This is a genomic window from Tsukamurella sp. 1534, assembly GCF_000312385.1.
Taxonomy (GTDB): domain Bacteria; phylum Actinomycetota; class Actinomycetes; order Mycobacteriales; family Mycobacteriaceae; genus Tsukamurella.
This window is the reverse complement of the sequence record NZ_HE997628.1, coordinates 486,609-501,544: the sequence shown is the minus strand read 5'-3', so window position 1 is coordinate 501,544 and position 14,936 is coordinate 486,609. Positions and strand designations below refer to the sequence as shown.

Below are 14,936 nucleotides of genomic sequence, written 5' to 3'. Positions count from 1 at the left end.
CCGTCGCTCGACGCAGGTCCGATTCACCGCGTACCGGCGGGTAGCCAGCACCTTCCGCAGACGTTTTCCCAGGAAGCCGCCTGGGCTAACGCTGTTAAGTCAGGGAGGGGGCTGGCGGGGTGGGGAGGTCAGCCGATGCGGAGGGGGTCGATCTGGATGCGGACGGGGGTGCCCTCGCGGCGCAGGCTGCGGCCCACCTGGGCGCGGAACAGGGCCTGCGCGAGCGCCCGGCCCTCTCGCCTGGCCACGCGCACCAGGAGCCGCTGCGGCGGCGGGCCGTCGTCGGGGGCGCCGGGGATGCGCACCCCGGGGGGCAGGTCGACGGGGCCCAGGATCTCCGCCCCGGCGGGCAGCGCGGCCGCCTCGGCGACGGCGAGGACATCGGCCTCGGCACCGTCGAGCGCGGCGAGATGGGTGGCCGGAGGGAAGCCGACGGCGGCGCGTTCCGCCAACTCGGTTGCGGCGAATCCGGCGGCGTCCCAACGGATCAGGGACTGCACCACCGGGATCCCCGCGTCCGCGCCGCACACCACTGCGCCGTCGGCGGCCACCAGCGCGGCCGCGTTCATCCATCGCCGCAGGGTCTCCTCCCCGGCGCGGAGATCGGCCCGTCCCAGCATGAGCCAGCCGTCGAGCAGCAGGGCGGCGCCGTACCCGCCCTCGGTGATCGGCTCGGCGCCCGGCGTGGCCACCACCAGCCGGCGGCCTCCCGAGACCTCGGTGAGCACCTTGTCGCCCCCGGACAGGGCGACGGCGGCGCCCGGGAACGCCCGTCCCAATTCCTCTGCGGTGCGCGCGGATCCGACGATCACGGCCCGCATCGCGGTGCCGCCGCACGCCGGGCAGCGATACGACGGGTCGGCCTGCGCGCACCACCGGCACCGGAGCACGCCGCCCGCGGCCTGCTCGAGCGGCCCGTGGCAGCGGCGGCAGCGCGCGGGCGTACGACACCGGGTGCACGACAGCGACGGCGCGTACCCGCGCCGCGGGACCTGCACCAGGACGGGCCGTTCCGCGTCGAGCGCCGCGCGGGCCGCGGCGAAGGCCTCCGCGGGGAGCCGCGCCGAGCGGGCGAGCGGGTCGCGGGCGAGGGCGACGTCCGAGTCGGCGGTCCCGACGATGCGCGGCGACCGCTCCCGCACCAGCGCGCGCGGCGCGACGACCTCCGCCGCCCAGCCCGCCTCGACGAGCGCCTGCGCCTCCGGCGTGCGGACGAAGCCACCGATCACGAGCGCGGCACCACTCTGATGCGCGCGCAGGGCGAGCACCTCGCGGGTGTGCGGGTAGGGCGCGCGGGGCTCCACGAGGGATTCGTCCCCGTCGTCCCACAACACCACCAGGCCGAGCTCCGGCAGCGGCGCGAACGCCGCACTGCGGGTACCGATCACGACCCGGGTGCGCCCCAGGCGGGCGAGCAGCCAGCGCCGGTACCGGGCCGACGGCCCGAGTCCGGCGGCCAGCACCGCGGGATCGAGGTGCGCGCACGCCGCGGCGAGGCGGTCCAGGTCGGCCTGATCGGGCACCACGAGCAGTGCGGTGCGGCCGGAGGCGACCACCGCGGTGGCGAGCTCGGCGAGCCGCGCCGCCCAGTCCTCCCCCGGAAGCGCCTGCCACACGGCGTGCGGCGCGCGGCCGTCGGTGGCCGCGGCCACGAACTGCGGCCCGTGGGTGTATTCGGAGAGGGGCGCGGGGGCACCGTCGGCGGGCGGCGCCGGCGGATCGGGGTCGACGTGATCCTGTTCCAGGAGCGCCTTCTCGACGCGGGCGTGCCGCGGCGGGATCGCCAGGCGCAGGACGTCGGCGCGGGTGCCGGCGTACCGGACGGCGACCTCGGTGGCGAGCCGCAGCACCGACTCCGTGAGGACCGGCAGCGGGGACACGACGCGCCCCAGCGCGGCGAGCTTCCCGTCGTGCTCGGAACGGGGAAGCCGTTCCAGGACATAGGCGTCGACGAGTCGCCCGGAGAACCGCACCCGCACCCGCACACCGGGTTGCGCATCGGCGTCGAGTTCCGGCGGGACGAGGTAATCGAACTCCCGGTCCAGGTGGCTGACCTGCAGTAGGGGCAGCACCCGGGCGACGGGGAGCTCGACCGGGGACGGCGCCGGCGTCGCGGCCGTGACGACGGTCCCTACAGGCCGGCCGCGGCGCGCAGCGCGTCCACCCGGTCGGTGTGCTCCCAGGGCAGATCGATGTCGGTACGGCCGAAGTGCCCGTACGCGGCGGTCGGCGCGTAGATCGGCCGCAGCAGGTTCAGCTCGTTGATGATCGCGCGCGGGCGCAGGTCGAAGACCTCGGCGATGGCCTGCTGGATCTTAACCGGATCGATCTTCTCGGTCCCGAAGGTCTCGATGAACAGGCCGACGGGCGCGGCCTTGCCGATCGCGTAGGCGACCTGGACCTCGATCCGCTCGGCCAGCTCGGCCGCGACGGCGTTCTTCGCCACCCAGCGCATCGCGTACGCGGCGCTGCGGTCCACCTTCGACGGGTCCTTGCCCGAGAACGCGCCGCCGCCGTGGCGGGCCATGCCGCCGTAGGTGTCGACGATGATCTTGCGGCCGGTCAGTCCCGCGTCGCCCATCGGCCCGCCGAGCACGAACTTGCCGGTGGGGTTGACCAGCAGTCGCACGTCCGAGACGTCGAGGCTGGGCAGGTTCAGATCGGCGATCACCGCGTCGAGCACGTGCCGGCGCAGGTCCGGGGTCAGCATGCCGTCGATGTCGATGTCGGCCGCGTGCTGGCTGGAGATCACCACGGTGTCGAGGCGCACGGCCTGCTCGCCCGCGTACTCGATGGTCACCTGCGTCTTGCCGTCCGGGCGCAGGTACGGCAGCGTGCCGTTCTTCCGCACCTCGGTCAGCCGGCGCGAGAGCCGGTGCGCCAGGGAGATCGGCAGCGGCATCAGCTCGGGGGTGTCCGAGCAGGCGTAGCCGAACATGAGGCCCTGATCGCCCGCGCCCTGCGCGTCGATCTCGTCCTCGCCGCCGTCCACCCGGTGCTCATAGGCGCGGTCCACGCCCTGCGCGATCTCGGGGCTCTGCGCGCCGATCGCGATGTTCACGCCGCAGGAGTTGCCGTCGAAGCCCTTGGCGGAGCTGTCGTAGCCGATCTCGAGGACCTTGTCGCGCACGATCTTCGGGATGTCCGCGTACGCCGACGTGGTCACCTCGCCGGCGACGTGCACCTGACCGGTGGTGACCAGCGTCTCCACCGCCACGCGGGACGCCGGATCCTGCTCCAGCAGCGCGTCGAGAACGGAGTCCGAGATGGCGTCACAGATCTTGTCCGGGTGCCCCTCGGTCACCGACTCGCTGGTGAACAGACGGTGGGCAGACTTGTCGAACCCAGAAACCACGACGATACGTCCTCTCGACTCTCGTGTTGCGATACGGAAAACCTAGCGGGCCGCGCCGGTCCCGGCGGCGGCGACCCTTTCGACGGCAGCATCCAGTATGCGCCCGGCCATGGCCGTCTTCGACCCGAGCGGGAGCGCGGTCTCGTTGCCGTCGGCCCCGAGCAGCCAGCCCGAGTTCTCGTCCACCTCGAACGCCCGGCCGTCGCCGACGGCGTTGAGAACGAGCAGGTCACAGCCCTTGCGGCGGAGTTTGGCGCGGCCGTAGTCCAGGACGCTGCCGCCGTCGTCGCCCGTCTCCGCGGCGAATCCGACGATCACGGTCTCGGGGCGCAGGTCGCCGCGGGCGCGGGCGTCGACGAGGCCGGCGAGCACGTCGGGGTTTTCGATCATGGTGATCGACTCCAGCTGCTCGCTGCGGCCGTCGGAGCCCTTCTTCAGTTTGGTGGTGGCCACCTCGGCGGGCCGGTAGTCCGCGACCGCGGCCGCCATGATCACCAGGTCGGCGTCGGCGGCGTGTTCGGTCATCGCGGAGCGCAGGTCGAGCGCGGACGCGATCCGGACCACGTGGACGCCGGACGGCGCCGCGAGGCCGACGGTGTTGCCGGCCACCAGGGTGACGTCCGCACCGCGCTGCGCGGCGAGACGGGCCAGCGCGTAGCCCTGCTTCCCGGAGCTCCGGTTGGTGAGGTACCGGACGGGGTCGAGCGCCTCCTTGGTGCCACCGGCGGAGATCACGACGCGGCGGCCCTCCAGATCACGCGGGAGGGCGGCGGGGTTCTCCAGGAGCAGGTCCGCGAGGAGGCCGATCTCCTCGGGCTCGGGGAGCCTGCCGGCGCCAGTGTCCTTGCCCGTGAGGCGGCCCGACGCGGGCTCGATGACGGTGGCGCCCCGCTCGCGCAGGGTGGCCACGTTGGCGCGGGTCGCGGGGTGCTCCCACATCTCCGTGTGCATCGCGGGGGCGAACACGACGGGGCATCGCGCGGTCAGCAGCGTGCCGGTGAGCAGATCGTCCGCCCGGCCCTGCGCCGCGCGGGCCATGAGGTCCGCGGTGGCCGGCGCGATCACCACGAGGTCGGCCTCCTGGCCGAGCCGCACGTGCGGCACCTCGGGGACCGACTCGAAGACGCCCGTCTGCACCGGGTTGCCGGACAGTGCCTCGAAGGTGGCGGCGCCCACGAACTTGAGCGCGGACTCCGTGGGGATCACCCGCACGTCGTGCCCCGCCTCGGTGAAGTGCCGGACCAGCGAACAGGCCTTGTACGCGGCGATGCCCCCGCCGACGCCGACGATGATCACGCGGTCAGCTCACTCGCCCTCGGTGTGCTCCAGGAGATCCTCGTGGATCTCGCGCATCGCGATGGACAGCGGCTTCTCGTGCATACCGGGCTCGACCAGCGGGCCGACGTACTCCAGGATGCCGTCGGACAGGCTGTTGTAGTAGTCGTTGATCTGGCGGGCCCGCTTGGCCGCGTAGATCACGAGCGCGTACTTCGACGAGGTGCGCGCGAGCAGCTCGTCGATCGGCGGGTTGGTGATGCCGAGCGGCTGGTCGTACACGGCCTCGGTGGTGGTGGTGCTCACGCGTCTCCTACGTCACAAGTCTTCAGAAAGTTCGTTGATCGAACCCAGTCTACGCGCCGGGGCCGACCAGTAAGGATACCAAGTCCGCCACCGCGCGGTCCAAGTCGTCGTTGACGACCACCGCATCGTAGTCGTCGCGGGTGGCCATCTCGGCCCGCGCGGTCTCCAGCCTGCGGGCGATCACCTCGGCGCTCTCGGTTCCCCGGCCGCGCAGACGGCGCTCCAGCTCCTCCCACGTGGGCGGGCTGAGGAACACCGTGACCGCCTCGGGCAGGGCGGCCTTCACGCTGGCCGCGCCGGCGAGGTCGACCTCCACCAGCACGGGCCGACCCGCGTCGAGCGCCTCGAAGACGGGGCGCGCAGGCGTCCCGGACCGCTGCAGCCCGCCGTGGATCTCCGCCCATTCCAGCAGGTCACCGTCGGCGATGAGCGCATCGAAGCCGCGATCGCCGACGAAGTGGTAGTCCCGGCCGTCCACCTCACCGGGGCGAGGATCGCGCGTGGTGGCGGACACCGAGAAGAACAGGTCGGGCACCTCCTGGCGGAGCCTGCCGACCACCGATGACTTACCAACGGCGGAGGGGCCGACCAGTACTACCAGTCGGCCCCTCCGGCCCGCAGTCGTTACTCCGGACACAGATGTGTCAGGCGGAGAACTTCTCGAGCAGCGCCTTGCGCTGCCGCTCGCCCAGGCCGCGCACGCGGCGAGTGGGGGCGATCTCCAGCTCGGTCATGAGCTCCTGCGCCTTGACCTTGCCCACCTTGGGCAGGGCCTCGAGCAGAGCGGAGACCTTCATCTTGCCGAGCACCTCGTCGGTCTCCGCGTCCTTCAGCACCTGCTGCAGGGTGGTGCCGCCGCTCTTCAGCCGATTCTTCAGCTCGGCGCGTGCGCGACGAGCGGCAGCTGCCTTCTCCAGAGCAGCGGCGCGCTGCTCGTCGGTCAACTGGGGAAGGGCCACGATTCCTCCGTCTCGATGTACTTACGTCTTGCCGCGTCCTGCGACTCCTGCGACGGTACCGAGGTTTCGTCGCCCGTGGGAACCCCACCCCCCTCTCACCTGCGGTTTGGCGGTGTTGTAGGAGGTCGGAGGCGGCGCGGGCGGGATCACGGGTCCTACAGCCGTGTTGCAATCGGAAAACGTTGTCACACAACGATTCCAAGCAATCGACAGGCATTCGCAGGCGACCGCTGCGTGTGACAGGTGAAACTCAAGTGACCTGCGGCAATAGTCGCAATTCACATCCGGCTCCGCGCGTGTCGGGCGTGTCGCGCGCCCCCGAAGCGGTGGTCAGGCGCCGCCGAGGGCGCGTTCCACCTCGTCACGGACCGTCAGGGCCGCGTCCCGGAGGTCGGCGGCACCGGGGCCCGCCGCGAGCACCTGGCGCGAGGAACTGGGCAGCACGACGGCGTCCGTGTCGAAGATCGCACGCAGATCGGCCGGGGTGGCGCCCTGCGCACCCAGACCGGGCGCCAGGATCGGGCCGCCGAGCCCGTCCAGGTCCAGTCCGTGCTCCCGGGTGGCGCCCACGACGAGCCCGACGGTGCCGGCACCGTCGGCGTTGTCCGCTCGGGCGTCGTCGACGATGTGCTGCGCGACTCCGTCCGCCTGCACCTGCCCGCCCTCGGGGTTCGAGGTGCGGGCCAGCACGAACACTCCCCTGCCGGCGCCCCGGGCCGCGGTGATCGCGGGTTCCAGCGAGCCGTAGCCGAGGTAGGGCGACAGGGTCACCGCATCGGCGGACAACGGGGAGTCGCCCAGCCAGGCGCGGGCGTACCCGGCCATGGTGGAGCCGATGTCGCCGCGCTTGGCGTCGGCGATGACGACGGTGCCGGCCTCCCGGCACGCCGCCACGACCTCCTCGAGCGCCGCGAGCCCCGCGGCGCCGAATTGCTCGAAGAACGCCACCTGCGGCTTGACGAAGCCGACCTCGCCGGCGAAAGCCTCGGCGCAGCGCAGGCCGAACGCCCGGACGCCCGCGGCGTCGTCGCCCAGCCCCCACGCGGCCAACAGCGGCGGGTGCGGGTCGATGCCCACCACGAGTCGGCCCCGCTCGGCGACCGCCCGCGCGACGCGCTCGGCGAAGGTCACCGGTTCACCAGGTCGGCGTGCATGTCCTGCAGGCTCTGGACGCCGATCCCGCCGCGCAGCGCGGCCTCGATGCCCTGCACGGCCGCGGAGGCGCCCTGGACCGTGGTCACACACGGCACGGAGGCCTGCACCGCGGCGGTGCGGATCTCGTAGCCGTCCACGCGCGGCCCGGCGTTGCCGTACGGCGTGTTGATGATCAGGCCCACGTCCCCGGCCTTGATCCGGTCCACGATCGACTGCTCGCCCTCGGGGATCCGGTCGGAGTGCTTGTGCACCCGCTCGGCCTGGACACCGTTGCGGCGCAACACGTCCGCGGTGCCCTCCGTCGCGAGGATGGTGAATCCGAGGTCCGCGAGGCGCTTCACCGGGAAGATCAGCGAGCGCTTGTCCTTGTTGGCCACGGAGACGAACACGTTGCCGGTGGCCGGCAGCGAGCCGCTGATCGCGGTCTGCGATTTGGCGAACGCGGTGCCGAAATCGCGGTCCACGCCCATCACCTCGCCGGTGGACTTCATCTCCGGCGAGAGCAGCGAATCCACGCCGGTGCCGTCGGCGCGGCGGAACCGGTTGAACGGCAGCACCGCTTCCTTCACCGACACCGGGGCCTCGACGGGCATCCGCGAACCGTCGCCCTCGCGCGGCAGGATCTCCTGCCCGCGGAGCTCGGCGATGGTCTGCCCCATCATGACTCGCGCGCACGCCTTGGCCAGCTGCACGGCGGACGCCTTGGAGACGAACGGCACCGTGCGCGACGCGCGGGGGTTGGCCTCGAGCACGTAGAGGACGTCGTCCTTGAGCGCGTACTGCACGTTCATCAGGCCGTGCACGCCGATGCCCCGCGCGAGCGCCTCGGTCGCGGAGCGTACGGCGTCGATGTCGGCCCGGCCCAGCGTGGTGGGCGGCAGAGTGCACGCCGAGTCGCCGGAGTGGATGCCGGCCTCCTCGATGTGCTCCATGATCCCGCCGATGAACACCTCGCCCGTGGCGTCGCACAGGGCGTCCACGTCGATCTCCACGGCGTCCTCGAGGAACCGGTCGACCAGCACGGGCCGGTCCGGGGTCAGCTCGGTGGCGCGCCCGATGTAATCCAGCAGCGCCGCCTCGTCGTAGACGATCTCCATGCCGCGGCCGCCCAGCACGTACGAGGGCCGCACCAGCACGGGGTAGCCGATGCCGGCCGCGACATCGCGCGCACCGTCGGCCGTGGTGGCCGTGCCGAACTTGGGGGCCGGGAGCCCCGCCTCGGTGAGCACGCGGCCGAACTCGCCGCGGTCCTCGGCCAGGTCGATCGCCTCCGGCGAGGTGCCCACGATCGGCAGGCCCGCCTGCTTGAGCCGCGCCGCGAGGCCCAGGGGGGTCTGACCGCCGAGCTGCACGATGACGCCGACCACGCCGGGGCCGCCCTCGCCCGAGGCCTCCTCCGAGTGGTAGACCTCGAGAACGTCCTCGAAGGTCAGCGGCTCGAAGTAGAGGCGGTCGGCGGTGTCGTAGTCGGTGGACACGGTCTCCGGGTTGCAGTTGACCATGACCGTCTCGTACCCCGCCTCGCTCAACGTGAGCGCGGCGTGCACGCAGGAGTAGTCGAACTCGATGCCCTGCCCGATGCGGTTCGGACCCGAGCCCAGGATGAGCACCTTGGGACGCTCGGCCTGCGGGGCCACCTCGGTGGTCGCGGAGGGGTCCAGCTCGTAGCTGCTGTAGTGGTACGGGGTCCTGGCCTCGAACTCGGCGGCGCAGGTGTCCACCGTCTTGTAGACGGGCCGGATGCCGTGCTCGTGCCGGTAGGCGCGCACCTCGTCCTCGCCGATGCCGCGCAGCTCCGCGATCTGCAGGTCCGACAGGCCGTGGGTCTTGGCGTACCGCACCAGCTCCGGGGTCAGGTCGGCGTCGCGGACCTGCGCGCCGAGCTCGACGACGGCCTTGATCTCCTCCAGGAACCAGGGGTCGATCGCCGTGGCGTCGAAGACCTGCTCCACGGTGGCGCCCAGCTCGAAGGCCCGGCCGATGAGGTAGTAGCGGCCGTCCTTGGGGACCTTGATCTCCTCGAGCAGCTCGTCGACGGTTCCCTCGACCGGGGCCCCGGTCCAGAACCCGTGGCGCTTGGTCTCCAGCGAGCGCATCACCTTGCCGAAGGCCTCGGCGAAGCTGCGGCCGAGGCTCATCGCCTCGCCCACCGACTTCATGGTGGTGGTGAGGGTGTCGTCGGCGCCCGGGAACTTCTCGAACGCGAACCGCGGGGCCTTGACCACGACGTAGTCGAGGGTCGGCTCGAAGCAGGCGGGGGTCTCACCCGTGATGTCGTTGAGGATCTCGTCGAGGGTGTAGCCGACCGCCAGCTTCGCGGCGATCTTGGCGATCGGGAAGCCGGTGGCCTTGGACGCCAGGGCCGACGAGCGGGACACGCGCGGGTTCATCTCGATGGTCACCAGGCGGCCGTCGCGCGGGTTCTGCGCGAACTGGATGTTGCAGCCGCCGGTGTCGACGCCCACCTCGCGGAGGATCGCGATCGACTGATCGCGCATCACCTGGTACTCGCGGTCGGTGAGTGTCATCGCCGGGGCGACGGTCACCGAATCGCCGGTGTGCACGCCGACGGGGTCGACGTTCTCGATGGAGCAGACGACCACCACGTTGTCGCGGCCGTCGCGCATGAGCTCGAGCTCGTACTCCTTCCAGCCCAGGATCGACTCCTCGATGAGCACGTTCGCGGTGGGCGAGGCGGCGAGGCCGGAGCCGGCGATGCGGATCAGGTCGTTCTCGTCGTAGGCCATGCCGGAGCCGAGGCCGCCCATGGTGAAGGACGGACGCACGACCACCGGGTAGCCGAGCTCGGCGACGGTCTCGTGGCACTCCTCGAGGGTGTAGCAGACCTTGGAGCGGGCCGACTCACCGCCGATCCTGGCGACGATGTCCTTGAACATCTGCCGGTCCTCGCCGCGCTGGATGGCGTCGAAATCGGCGCCGATCAGGCGGATCCCGTACTTGTCGAGGATGCCCTGCTCGTGCAGGCCCACCGCGGCGTTGAGCGCCGTCTGGCCGCCGAGCGTGGCGAGCACCGCGTCGATCGGGAAGCCCTTGTCGCGCTCGGCGACGATGACCTTCTCGATGTACTCGGGCGTGATGGGCTCGATGTACGTCGCGTCCGCGAACTCCGGGTCGGTCATGATCGTGGCCGGGTTCGAGTTGACCAGCGACACGCGCAGGCCCTCGGCGCGCAGCACGCGGCACGCCTGGGTGCCGGAGTAGTCGAACTCGCAGGCCTGGCCGATGACGATCGGCCCCGAGCCGATCACCAGGACGTGCTGGATGTCGGTGCGGCGTGGCATTACTTGTCTCCTGTGCTGCTCATGATGCTGGCGAACTTGTCGAAGAGGTACGCGGCGTCGTGCGGGCCGGCCGCGGCCTCGGGGTGGTACTGGACCGAGAAGGCGCGGCCGTCGAGCAGCTCGACGCCCTCCACGGTCTCGTCGTTGGCGCAGACGTGGCTGACGCGCGCCCGGCCGAACGGGGTGTCGAACTCCTGGCCGCGCTCCCCCTCCAGGGCGAAGCCGTGGTTCTGGGCCGTGATGGAGATCCGGCCCGTGGTGTGCTCGACGACGGGGATGTTGATCCCCCGGTGGCCGAACTTCATCTTGTAGGTGTCCAGGCCGAAGGCGCGGCCCAACAGCTGATTGCCCAGGCAGATGCCGAACAGTGGCAGGCCGGAGTCGAGCACCTCGCGGGTCAGGTCGACCTCGTGCTGCGCGGTCGACGGGTCGCCCGGGCCGTTGGAGAGGAAGAAGCCGTCCGGGTTGAGCGACTTCACCTCGTCCAGGGTGACGGTCGAGGGCACCACGTGCACGCGCATCCCGCGCTCGGCGAACATCCGCGGCGTGTTCGTCTTGATGCCCAGGTCCACGGCGACCACCGTGAAGCGGGCCTCGCCTTCGGGCTCCACGGTGTACGCCTCCTTCGTGGAGACCTCGCCGATCAGGTTGAGTCCCTTCATCTCCGGCTGCGAGCGCACCCGGTCCAGGAGCTCCGCCTCGGGGGCCAGCGCGTCGCCGGAGAAGACGCCGGCGCGCATGGAGCCGTGGTCGCGCAGGCGGCGGACCACCGCGCGGGTGTCGATCCCGCCGATGCCCACGATCCCCTGCTCCACCAGCTCGCCGTCCAGCGAGCCGTTCGCGCGCCAGTTGCTCACGCGGCGGGTGGGATTGCGCACGGCGTACCCCGCGACCCAGATCTTGTCGCCCCGGGACTCGTCGTCCTCGTCGTTCCACCCGGTGTTGCCGATCTGCGGCGCCGTGGCGACCACGATCTGGCGGTCGTAGGACGGGTCGGTGAGCGTCTCCTGGTAGCCGGTCATCGCGGTGCAGAAGACGGCCTCGCCGAGGGTCTGGCCGGTGGCGCCGAATTCGACCCCGCGGTGGACGGTCCCGTCCTCGAGGACCAGCAGCGCCGTGCTGTTTCCGAATGCGTGTGCAGCCATCTAGCTTTCCCTCACGTCCATCAGTTTTCGATACGTCGTCTTGTCGTCGGCGCGGAATCCGGAGTCGAGCACCGTGCCGGTGGGCAGTTCCCAGCGGATCACCAGCAGGCCGTTGCCGGGCATCACCTTCCCGGCGAGCTTGTCGGCGCGGCGGACCTCCACGATGCGCTCGTCGGCGATCCACATCGGGTTACCGCGGCCGCGTTCCATCAGGTAGCCGTCGGCGTAGCGGCTCAGGTTCACCGTGGCGCGGTAGCCCCAGTCCCCCACCGCGACCCGGTCCTGCCAGTGCGGCGCGATCGTCGAGCCCACGTACACGCCGGACACCGGGCCGAATTCGAGCTCCGCCAGCTTCTCCGGGGTGGTGGGGATCTCGCCGACGGAGGCCGCCTGCCGGCGGCCGCGGCGGCGCCAGCCCAGCACCATGAGCCCGAACAGCAGGCACAGCACCAGGATCACCAGCAGCAGCGTGGCGAGATCGCTGACGCTCACCGGTGCCCCGCCCCGGGTTCGGCCGCGACCCCGTCGCGGGCGGTGACGGCACCGCGCAGCACGGTGAGCACCGGCTTGGCGCGGAAGCTCAGGTCCGCGAAGGGCGTGTTGCGGGACAGGCTGGCGAGGCCGTCGGGCCGCACAGTCCACCCCAGGTCGGGGTCGACCAGCGTCAGGTTCGCGGGCTCGCCCACGCCGATCGGCCGGCCCTGATCGTCGAGCCGCGCGATCCGGGCGGGGTTCTCGCTCATCACCCGCGCCACGTCGCGCCACGTCATCGCACCCGGTTCGACCGCCACCTGCGCCACGATGGCCAGCGCCGTCTCCAGCCCGAGCATGCCCGGCCGGGCGGCGGCGAACTCGCAGCACTTGTCCTGATCCGCGTGCGGCGCGTGATCGGTGGCGATGCAGTCGATCACCCCGGAGGCGAGCGCCTCGCGCAGCGCCGCCACGTCGGAGGCCTCGCGCAGCGGCGGGTTCACGCGGTTCACCGCGTCGTACGTGCGGAGGCGGGTGTCGTCGAGCAGCAGGTGGTGCGGCGTCACCTCGGCGGTGATGTCGATCCCCTGGCCCTTGGCCCATTTCAGCAGTTCGACGGTGCCGGCGGTCGAGGCGTGGCAGATGTGCACGCGGGCACCGGCGTCACGGGCGAGCAGCGCGTCGCGGGCGACGATCGACTCCTCGGCGGCGCGGGGCCAGCCCGCGAGGCCCAGGCGCGCGGCCTCGGCGCCCTCGTGCGCGACGGCGCCCCGCGTGAGCCGCGGCTCCTCCGCGTGCTGCGCGATGACGGCGCCGAGCGAGGCGGCGTATTCCAGCGCGCGGCGCATGATCAGCGGATCCGCCACGCACACACCGTCGTCCGAGAAGACGCGCACCCGGCCGGGACCCGCAGCCATCATGCCCATCTCGGCGAGCTTCTCGCCCTGCAGGCCCACTGTGACGGCGCCGACCGGGTGGACGTCGACCAGGCCGGCCTCCTGGCCGCGCCGGTACACGTGGTCGGTGATCACCGCGGAATCGGCGACCGGACTGGTGTTGGCCATGGCGAACACGGCGGTGAATCCGCCGAGCGCGGCTGCGGCGGAACCGGATTCGATGGTCTCGGTGTCCTCGCGGCCCGGTTCGCGCAGGTGGGTGTGCAGGTCGACGAAGCCGGGGAGCAGCACGGCGCCGCCGCCGTCGATGATCTCGGTGCCGTCGGCGGCGTCCAGGCCCGGGCCGATCCCGGTGATCTCGCCGCCGGCGATCGCGACGTCCACCGGGTCACCCTCGCCGTACGGGCGGACGTTCTTGAGCAGGAGGGTCATGCGGCGGCGCCGTCCTTTCGCGGAGAGGGCTGGAACGGGTTCGTGGAGCGGGTACCGCTGGTCATCCGGCCTCCCCGTCCTTGGCCAGCAGATGAAAGAGCACGGCCATGCGAACGTGCACGCCGTTGTTCACCTGTTGCAGGATGGCGGCGCGGTCCGAATCCGCCACGGAGAAGCCGATCTCCATCCCGCGCAGCATCGGTCCCGGGTGCAGCACGACCGCGTGGTCGGGCAGCAGCGCGACGCGGCGGGCGTTGAGCCCGTAACGCACGGAGTACTCGCGTTCGCTCGGGAAGAAGCCGCCGTTCATCCGCTCGGCCTGCACCCGCAGCATCATCACCGCGTCGGCGCCCGGGAGTTCGGCCTCGAGCGAATCGGCGACGGTCACGGGCCAGGTCTCCACTCCCACCGGGAGCAGTGTGCGGGGCGCGACGAGCACCACCTCGGCACCCAGGGTCGCGAGCAGCAGCGCGTTCGACCGGGCCACCCTGCTGTGCAGGACGTCGCCGACGATCACCACGCGCCGCCCCTCGATGCCGCCGAGGCGCTGGCGCAGCGTGAGCGCGTCGAGCAGCGCCTGGGTGGGGTGCTCGTGCATCCCGTCGCCCGCGTTGATGACCACGGGGCCGGGCGCACCGGAGGGGTTCGTCCAGGCCGCGATCTGCTGCGCCGCACCGGAAGCCGGGTGCCGCACGATCAGCGCGTCGGCGCCGGCGGCGTGCAGGGTGAGGGCGGTGTCGCGGAGCGACTCGCCCTTGGCGACGGAGCTCCCCGAGGCCGAGACGTTGATCACGTCGGCGCTCATCCACTTCCCGGCCACCTCGAAGGAGACCCGGGTGCGGGTGGAGTTCTCGTAGAAGACCGTCATCACGGTGCGACCGCGTAGCGTCGGCAGCTTCTTGACCTCACGGCCCAGCAGCGCCTGCTGCAACCGGTCGGCCTCGTCGAGGATCTCCTCGGCCTCCGCGCGGGTGAGATCTCCCGCGGACAGCAGGTGGCGGGTCACGGGGCCTCCCCTTCGTCGGCGGCGGTGTCGGGCAGTTCGGAGATCACCACGGCGTCCTCACCGTCCTTCTCCTTGAGGCGCACCTGCACGTCCTCCTGGCGCGAGGTGGGGATGTTTTTGCCCACGTAGTCGGCGCGGATGGGCAACTGCCGGTGGCCGCGGTCCACGAGGACCGCGAGCTGCACGGCCTCGGGGCGGCCGAGGTCGCGGAGCGAGTCCAGGGCGGCGCGCACCGTGCGGCCGGAGTAGAGCACGTCGTCGACGAGGATGACGAGCGCACCGTCGACACCCTGCGGCGGCACCGTGGTGCGCTCGAGGGGGCGGTGCGGCTTGTGCCGCAGATCGTCGCGGTAGAGGGTGATGTCGAGGCGCCCGACGGGGACCTCCACACCGGAGAACTCCTCGATGTTCGCGGCCAACCGGTCCGCGAGAACCGCTCCGCGAGTAGGAATGCCGAATATGACGACCCGGGGTGGGGGCGAATCCGCGTCTCCCGACCGCTCGGCGTCTAAGGCCGTCTTCTCGATGATCTGATGCGCGATACGTGCCACCGTGCGGGTGACATCCGCCGCGGACATGAGTTCCCGAGCCACGTGACCTCCTTCTCCGCCTCTCCGGACGGCTCGCTCCGCCT

The 14,936-nt window shown here is 71.8% G+C and carries 13 protein-coding genes; all 13 read right to left on the bottom strand.

The features are described from left to right. Nucleotides 1–128: 128 nt before the first annotated feature. The 13 genes from BN39_RS20440 to pyrR all read right to left on the bottom strand — a co-directional run bounded on the left by BN39_RS20440 (nucleotide 129) and on the right by pyrR (nucleotide 14,895). Nucleotides 129–2,072, bottom strand: a complete 1,944-nt coding sequence (locus BN39_RS20440; protein WP_019204312.1) for a primosomal protein N' — start codon at nucleotides 2,070–2,072, stop codon at nucleotides 129–131. A gap of 59 nt (nucleotides 2,073–2,131) precedes the next feature. Beyond that, nucleotides 2,132–3,355: a methionine adenosyltransferase gene (gene metK, locus BN39_RS20435; protein ID WP_040768766.1), complete on the bottom strand. Its 1,224-nt coding sequence runs from the start codon at nucleotides 3,353–3,355 to the stop codon at nucleotides 2,132–2,134. Nucleotides 3,356–3,397: 42 nt separating this feature from the next. Continuing rightward, on the bottom strand, nucleotides 3,398–4,651 hold the full coding sequence (coaBC, locus tag BN39_RS20430) for a bifunctional phosphopantothenoylcysteine decarboxylase/phosphopantothenate--cysteine ligase CoaBC (protein WP_019204310.1): 1,254 nt from the start codon (nucleotides 4,649–4,651) through the stop codon (nucleotides 3,398–3,400). Between the two features lie 9 nt (nucleotides 4,652–4,660). After that, nucleotides 4,661–4,936, bottom strand: a complete 276-nt coding sequence (rpoZ, locus tag BN39_RS20425) for a DNA-directed RNA polymerase subunit omega (protein ID WP_019204309.1) — start codon at nucleotides 4,934–4,936, stop codon at nucleotides 4,661–4,663. A gap of 49 nt (nucleotides 4,937–4,985) precedes the next feature. Continuing rightward, complete coding sequence (gene gmk / locus BN39_RS20420; protein WP_081586217.1) at nucleotides 4,986–5,573, bottom strand: guanylate kinase; 588 nt, start codon at nucleotides 5,571–5,573, stop codon at nucleotides 4,986–4,988. 7 nt (nucleotides 5,574–5,580) lie between these two features. Beyond that, nucleotides 5,581–5,895 carry an integration host factor, actinobacterial type gene (gene mihF / locus BN39_RS20415; protein WP_040768764.1) on the bottom strand — a complete coding sequence of 105 codons (315 nt, stop codon included), beginning with the start codon at nucleotides 5,893–5,895 and terminating at the stop codon, nucleotides 5,581–5,583. A 330-nt stretch (nucleotides 5,896–6,225) separates the two neighbouring features. Further along, on the bottom strand, nucleotides 6,226–7,026 hold the full coding sequence (gene pyrF, locus BN39_RS20410; protein ID WP_019204306.1) for an orotidine-5'-phosphate decarboxylase: 801 nt from the start codon (nucleotides 7,024–7,026) through the stop codon (nucleotides 6,226–6,228). After that, nucleotides 7,023–10,352: a carbamoyl-phosphate synthase large subunit gene (gene carB / locus BN39_RS20405; protein WP_019204305.1), complete on the bottom strand. Its 3,330-nt coding sequence runs from the start codon at nucleotides 10,350–10,352 to the stop codon at nucleotides 7,023–7,025. The genes pyrF and carB overlap by 4 nt, the downstream gene beginning before the upstream one ends. Next, the gene (carA, locus tag BN39_RS20400) at nucleotides 10,352–11,497 is read right to left on the bottom strand and encodes a glutamine-hydrolyzing carbamoyl-phosphate synthase small subunit (RefSeq protein ID WP_019204304.1); all 1,146 of its coding nucleotides are present in this window, start codon (nucleotides 11,495–11,497) and stop codon (nucleotides 10,352–10,354) included. The genes carB and carA overlap by 1 nt, the downstream gene beginning before the upstream one ends. Next, on the bottom strand, nucleotides 11,498–11,989 hold the full coding sequence (locus BN39_RS20395) for a hypothetical protein (protein WP_019204303.1): 492 nt from the start codon (nucleotides 11,987–11,989) through the stop codon (nucleotides 11,498–11,500). It lies immediately after the preceding gene. Beyond that, nucleotides 11,986–13,296, bottom strand: coding sequence for a dihydroorotase (locus BN39_RS20390; protein WP_019204302.1), 1,311 nt, complete (start codon nucleotides 13,294–13,296; stop codon nucleotides 11,986–11,988). The genes BN39_RS20395 and BN39_RS20390 overlap by 4 nt, the downstream gene beginning before the upstream one ends. 61 nt (nucleotides 13,297–13,357) lie before the next feature. Further along, the gene (locus BN39_RS20385) at nucleotides 13,358–14,302 is read right to left on the bottom strand and encodes an aspartate carbamoyltransferase catalytic subunit (RefSeq protein WP_019204301.1); all 945 of its coding nucleotides are present in this window, start codon (nucleotides 14,300–14,302) and stop codon (nucleotides 13,358–13,360) included. Further along, the gene (pyrR, locus tag BN39_RS20380; protein WP_081586216.1) at nucleotides 14,299–14,895 is read right to left on the bottom strand and encodes a bifunctional pyr operon transcriptional regulator/uracil phosphoribosyltransferase PyrR; all 597 of its coding nucleotides are present in this window, start codon (nucleotides 14,893–14,895) and stop codon (nucleotides 14,299–14,301) included. Before pyrR ends, BN39_RS20385 begins: the two co-directional genes overlap by 4 nt. Nucleotides 14,896–14,936 lie beyond the last annotated feature (41 nt).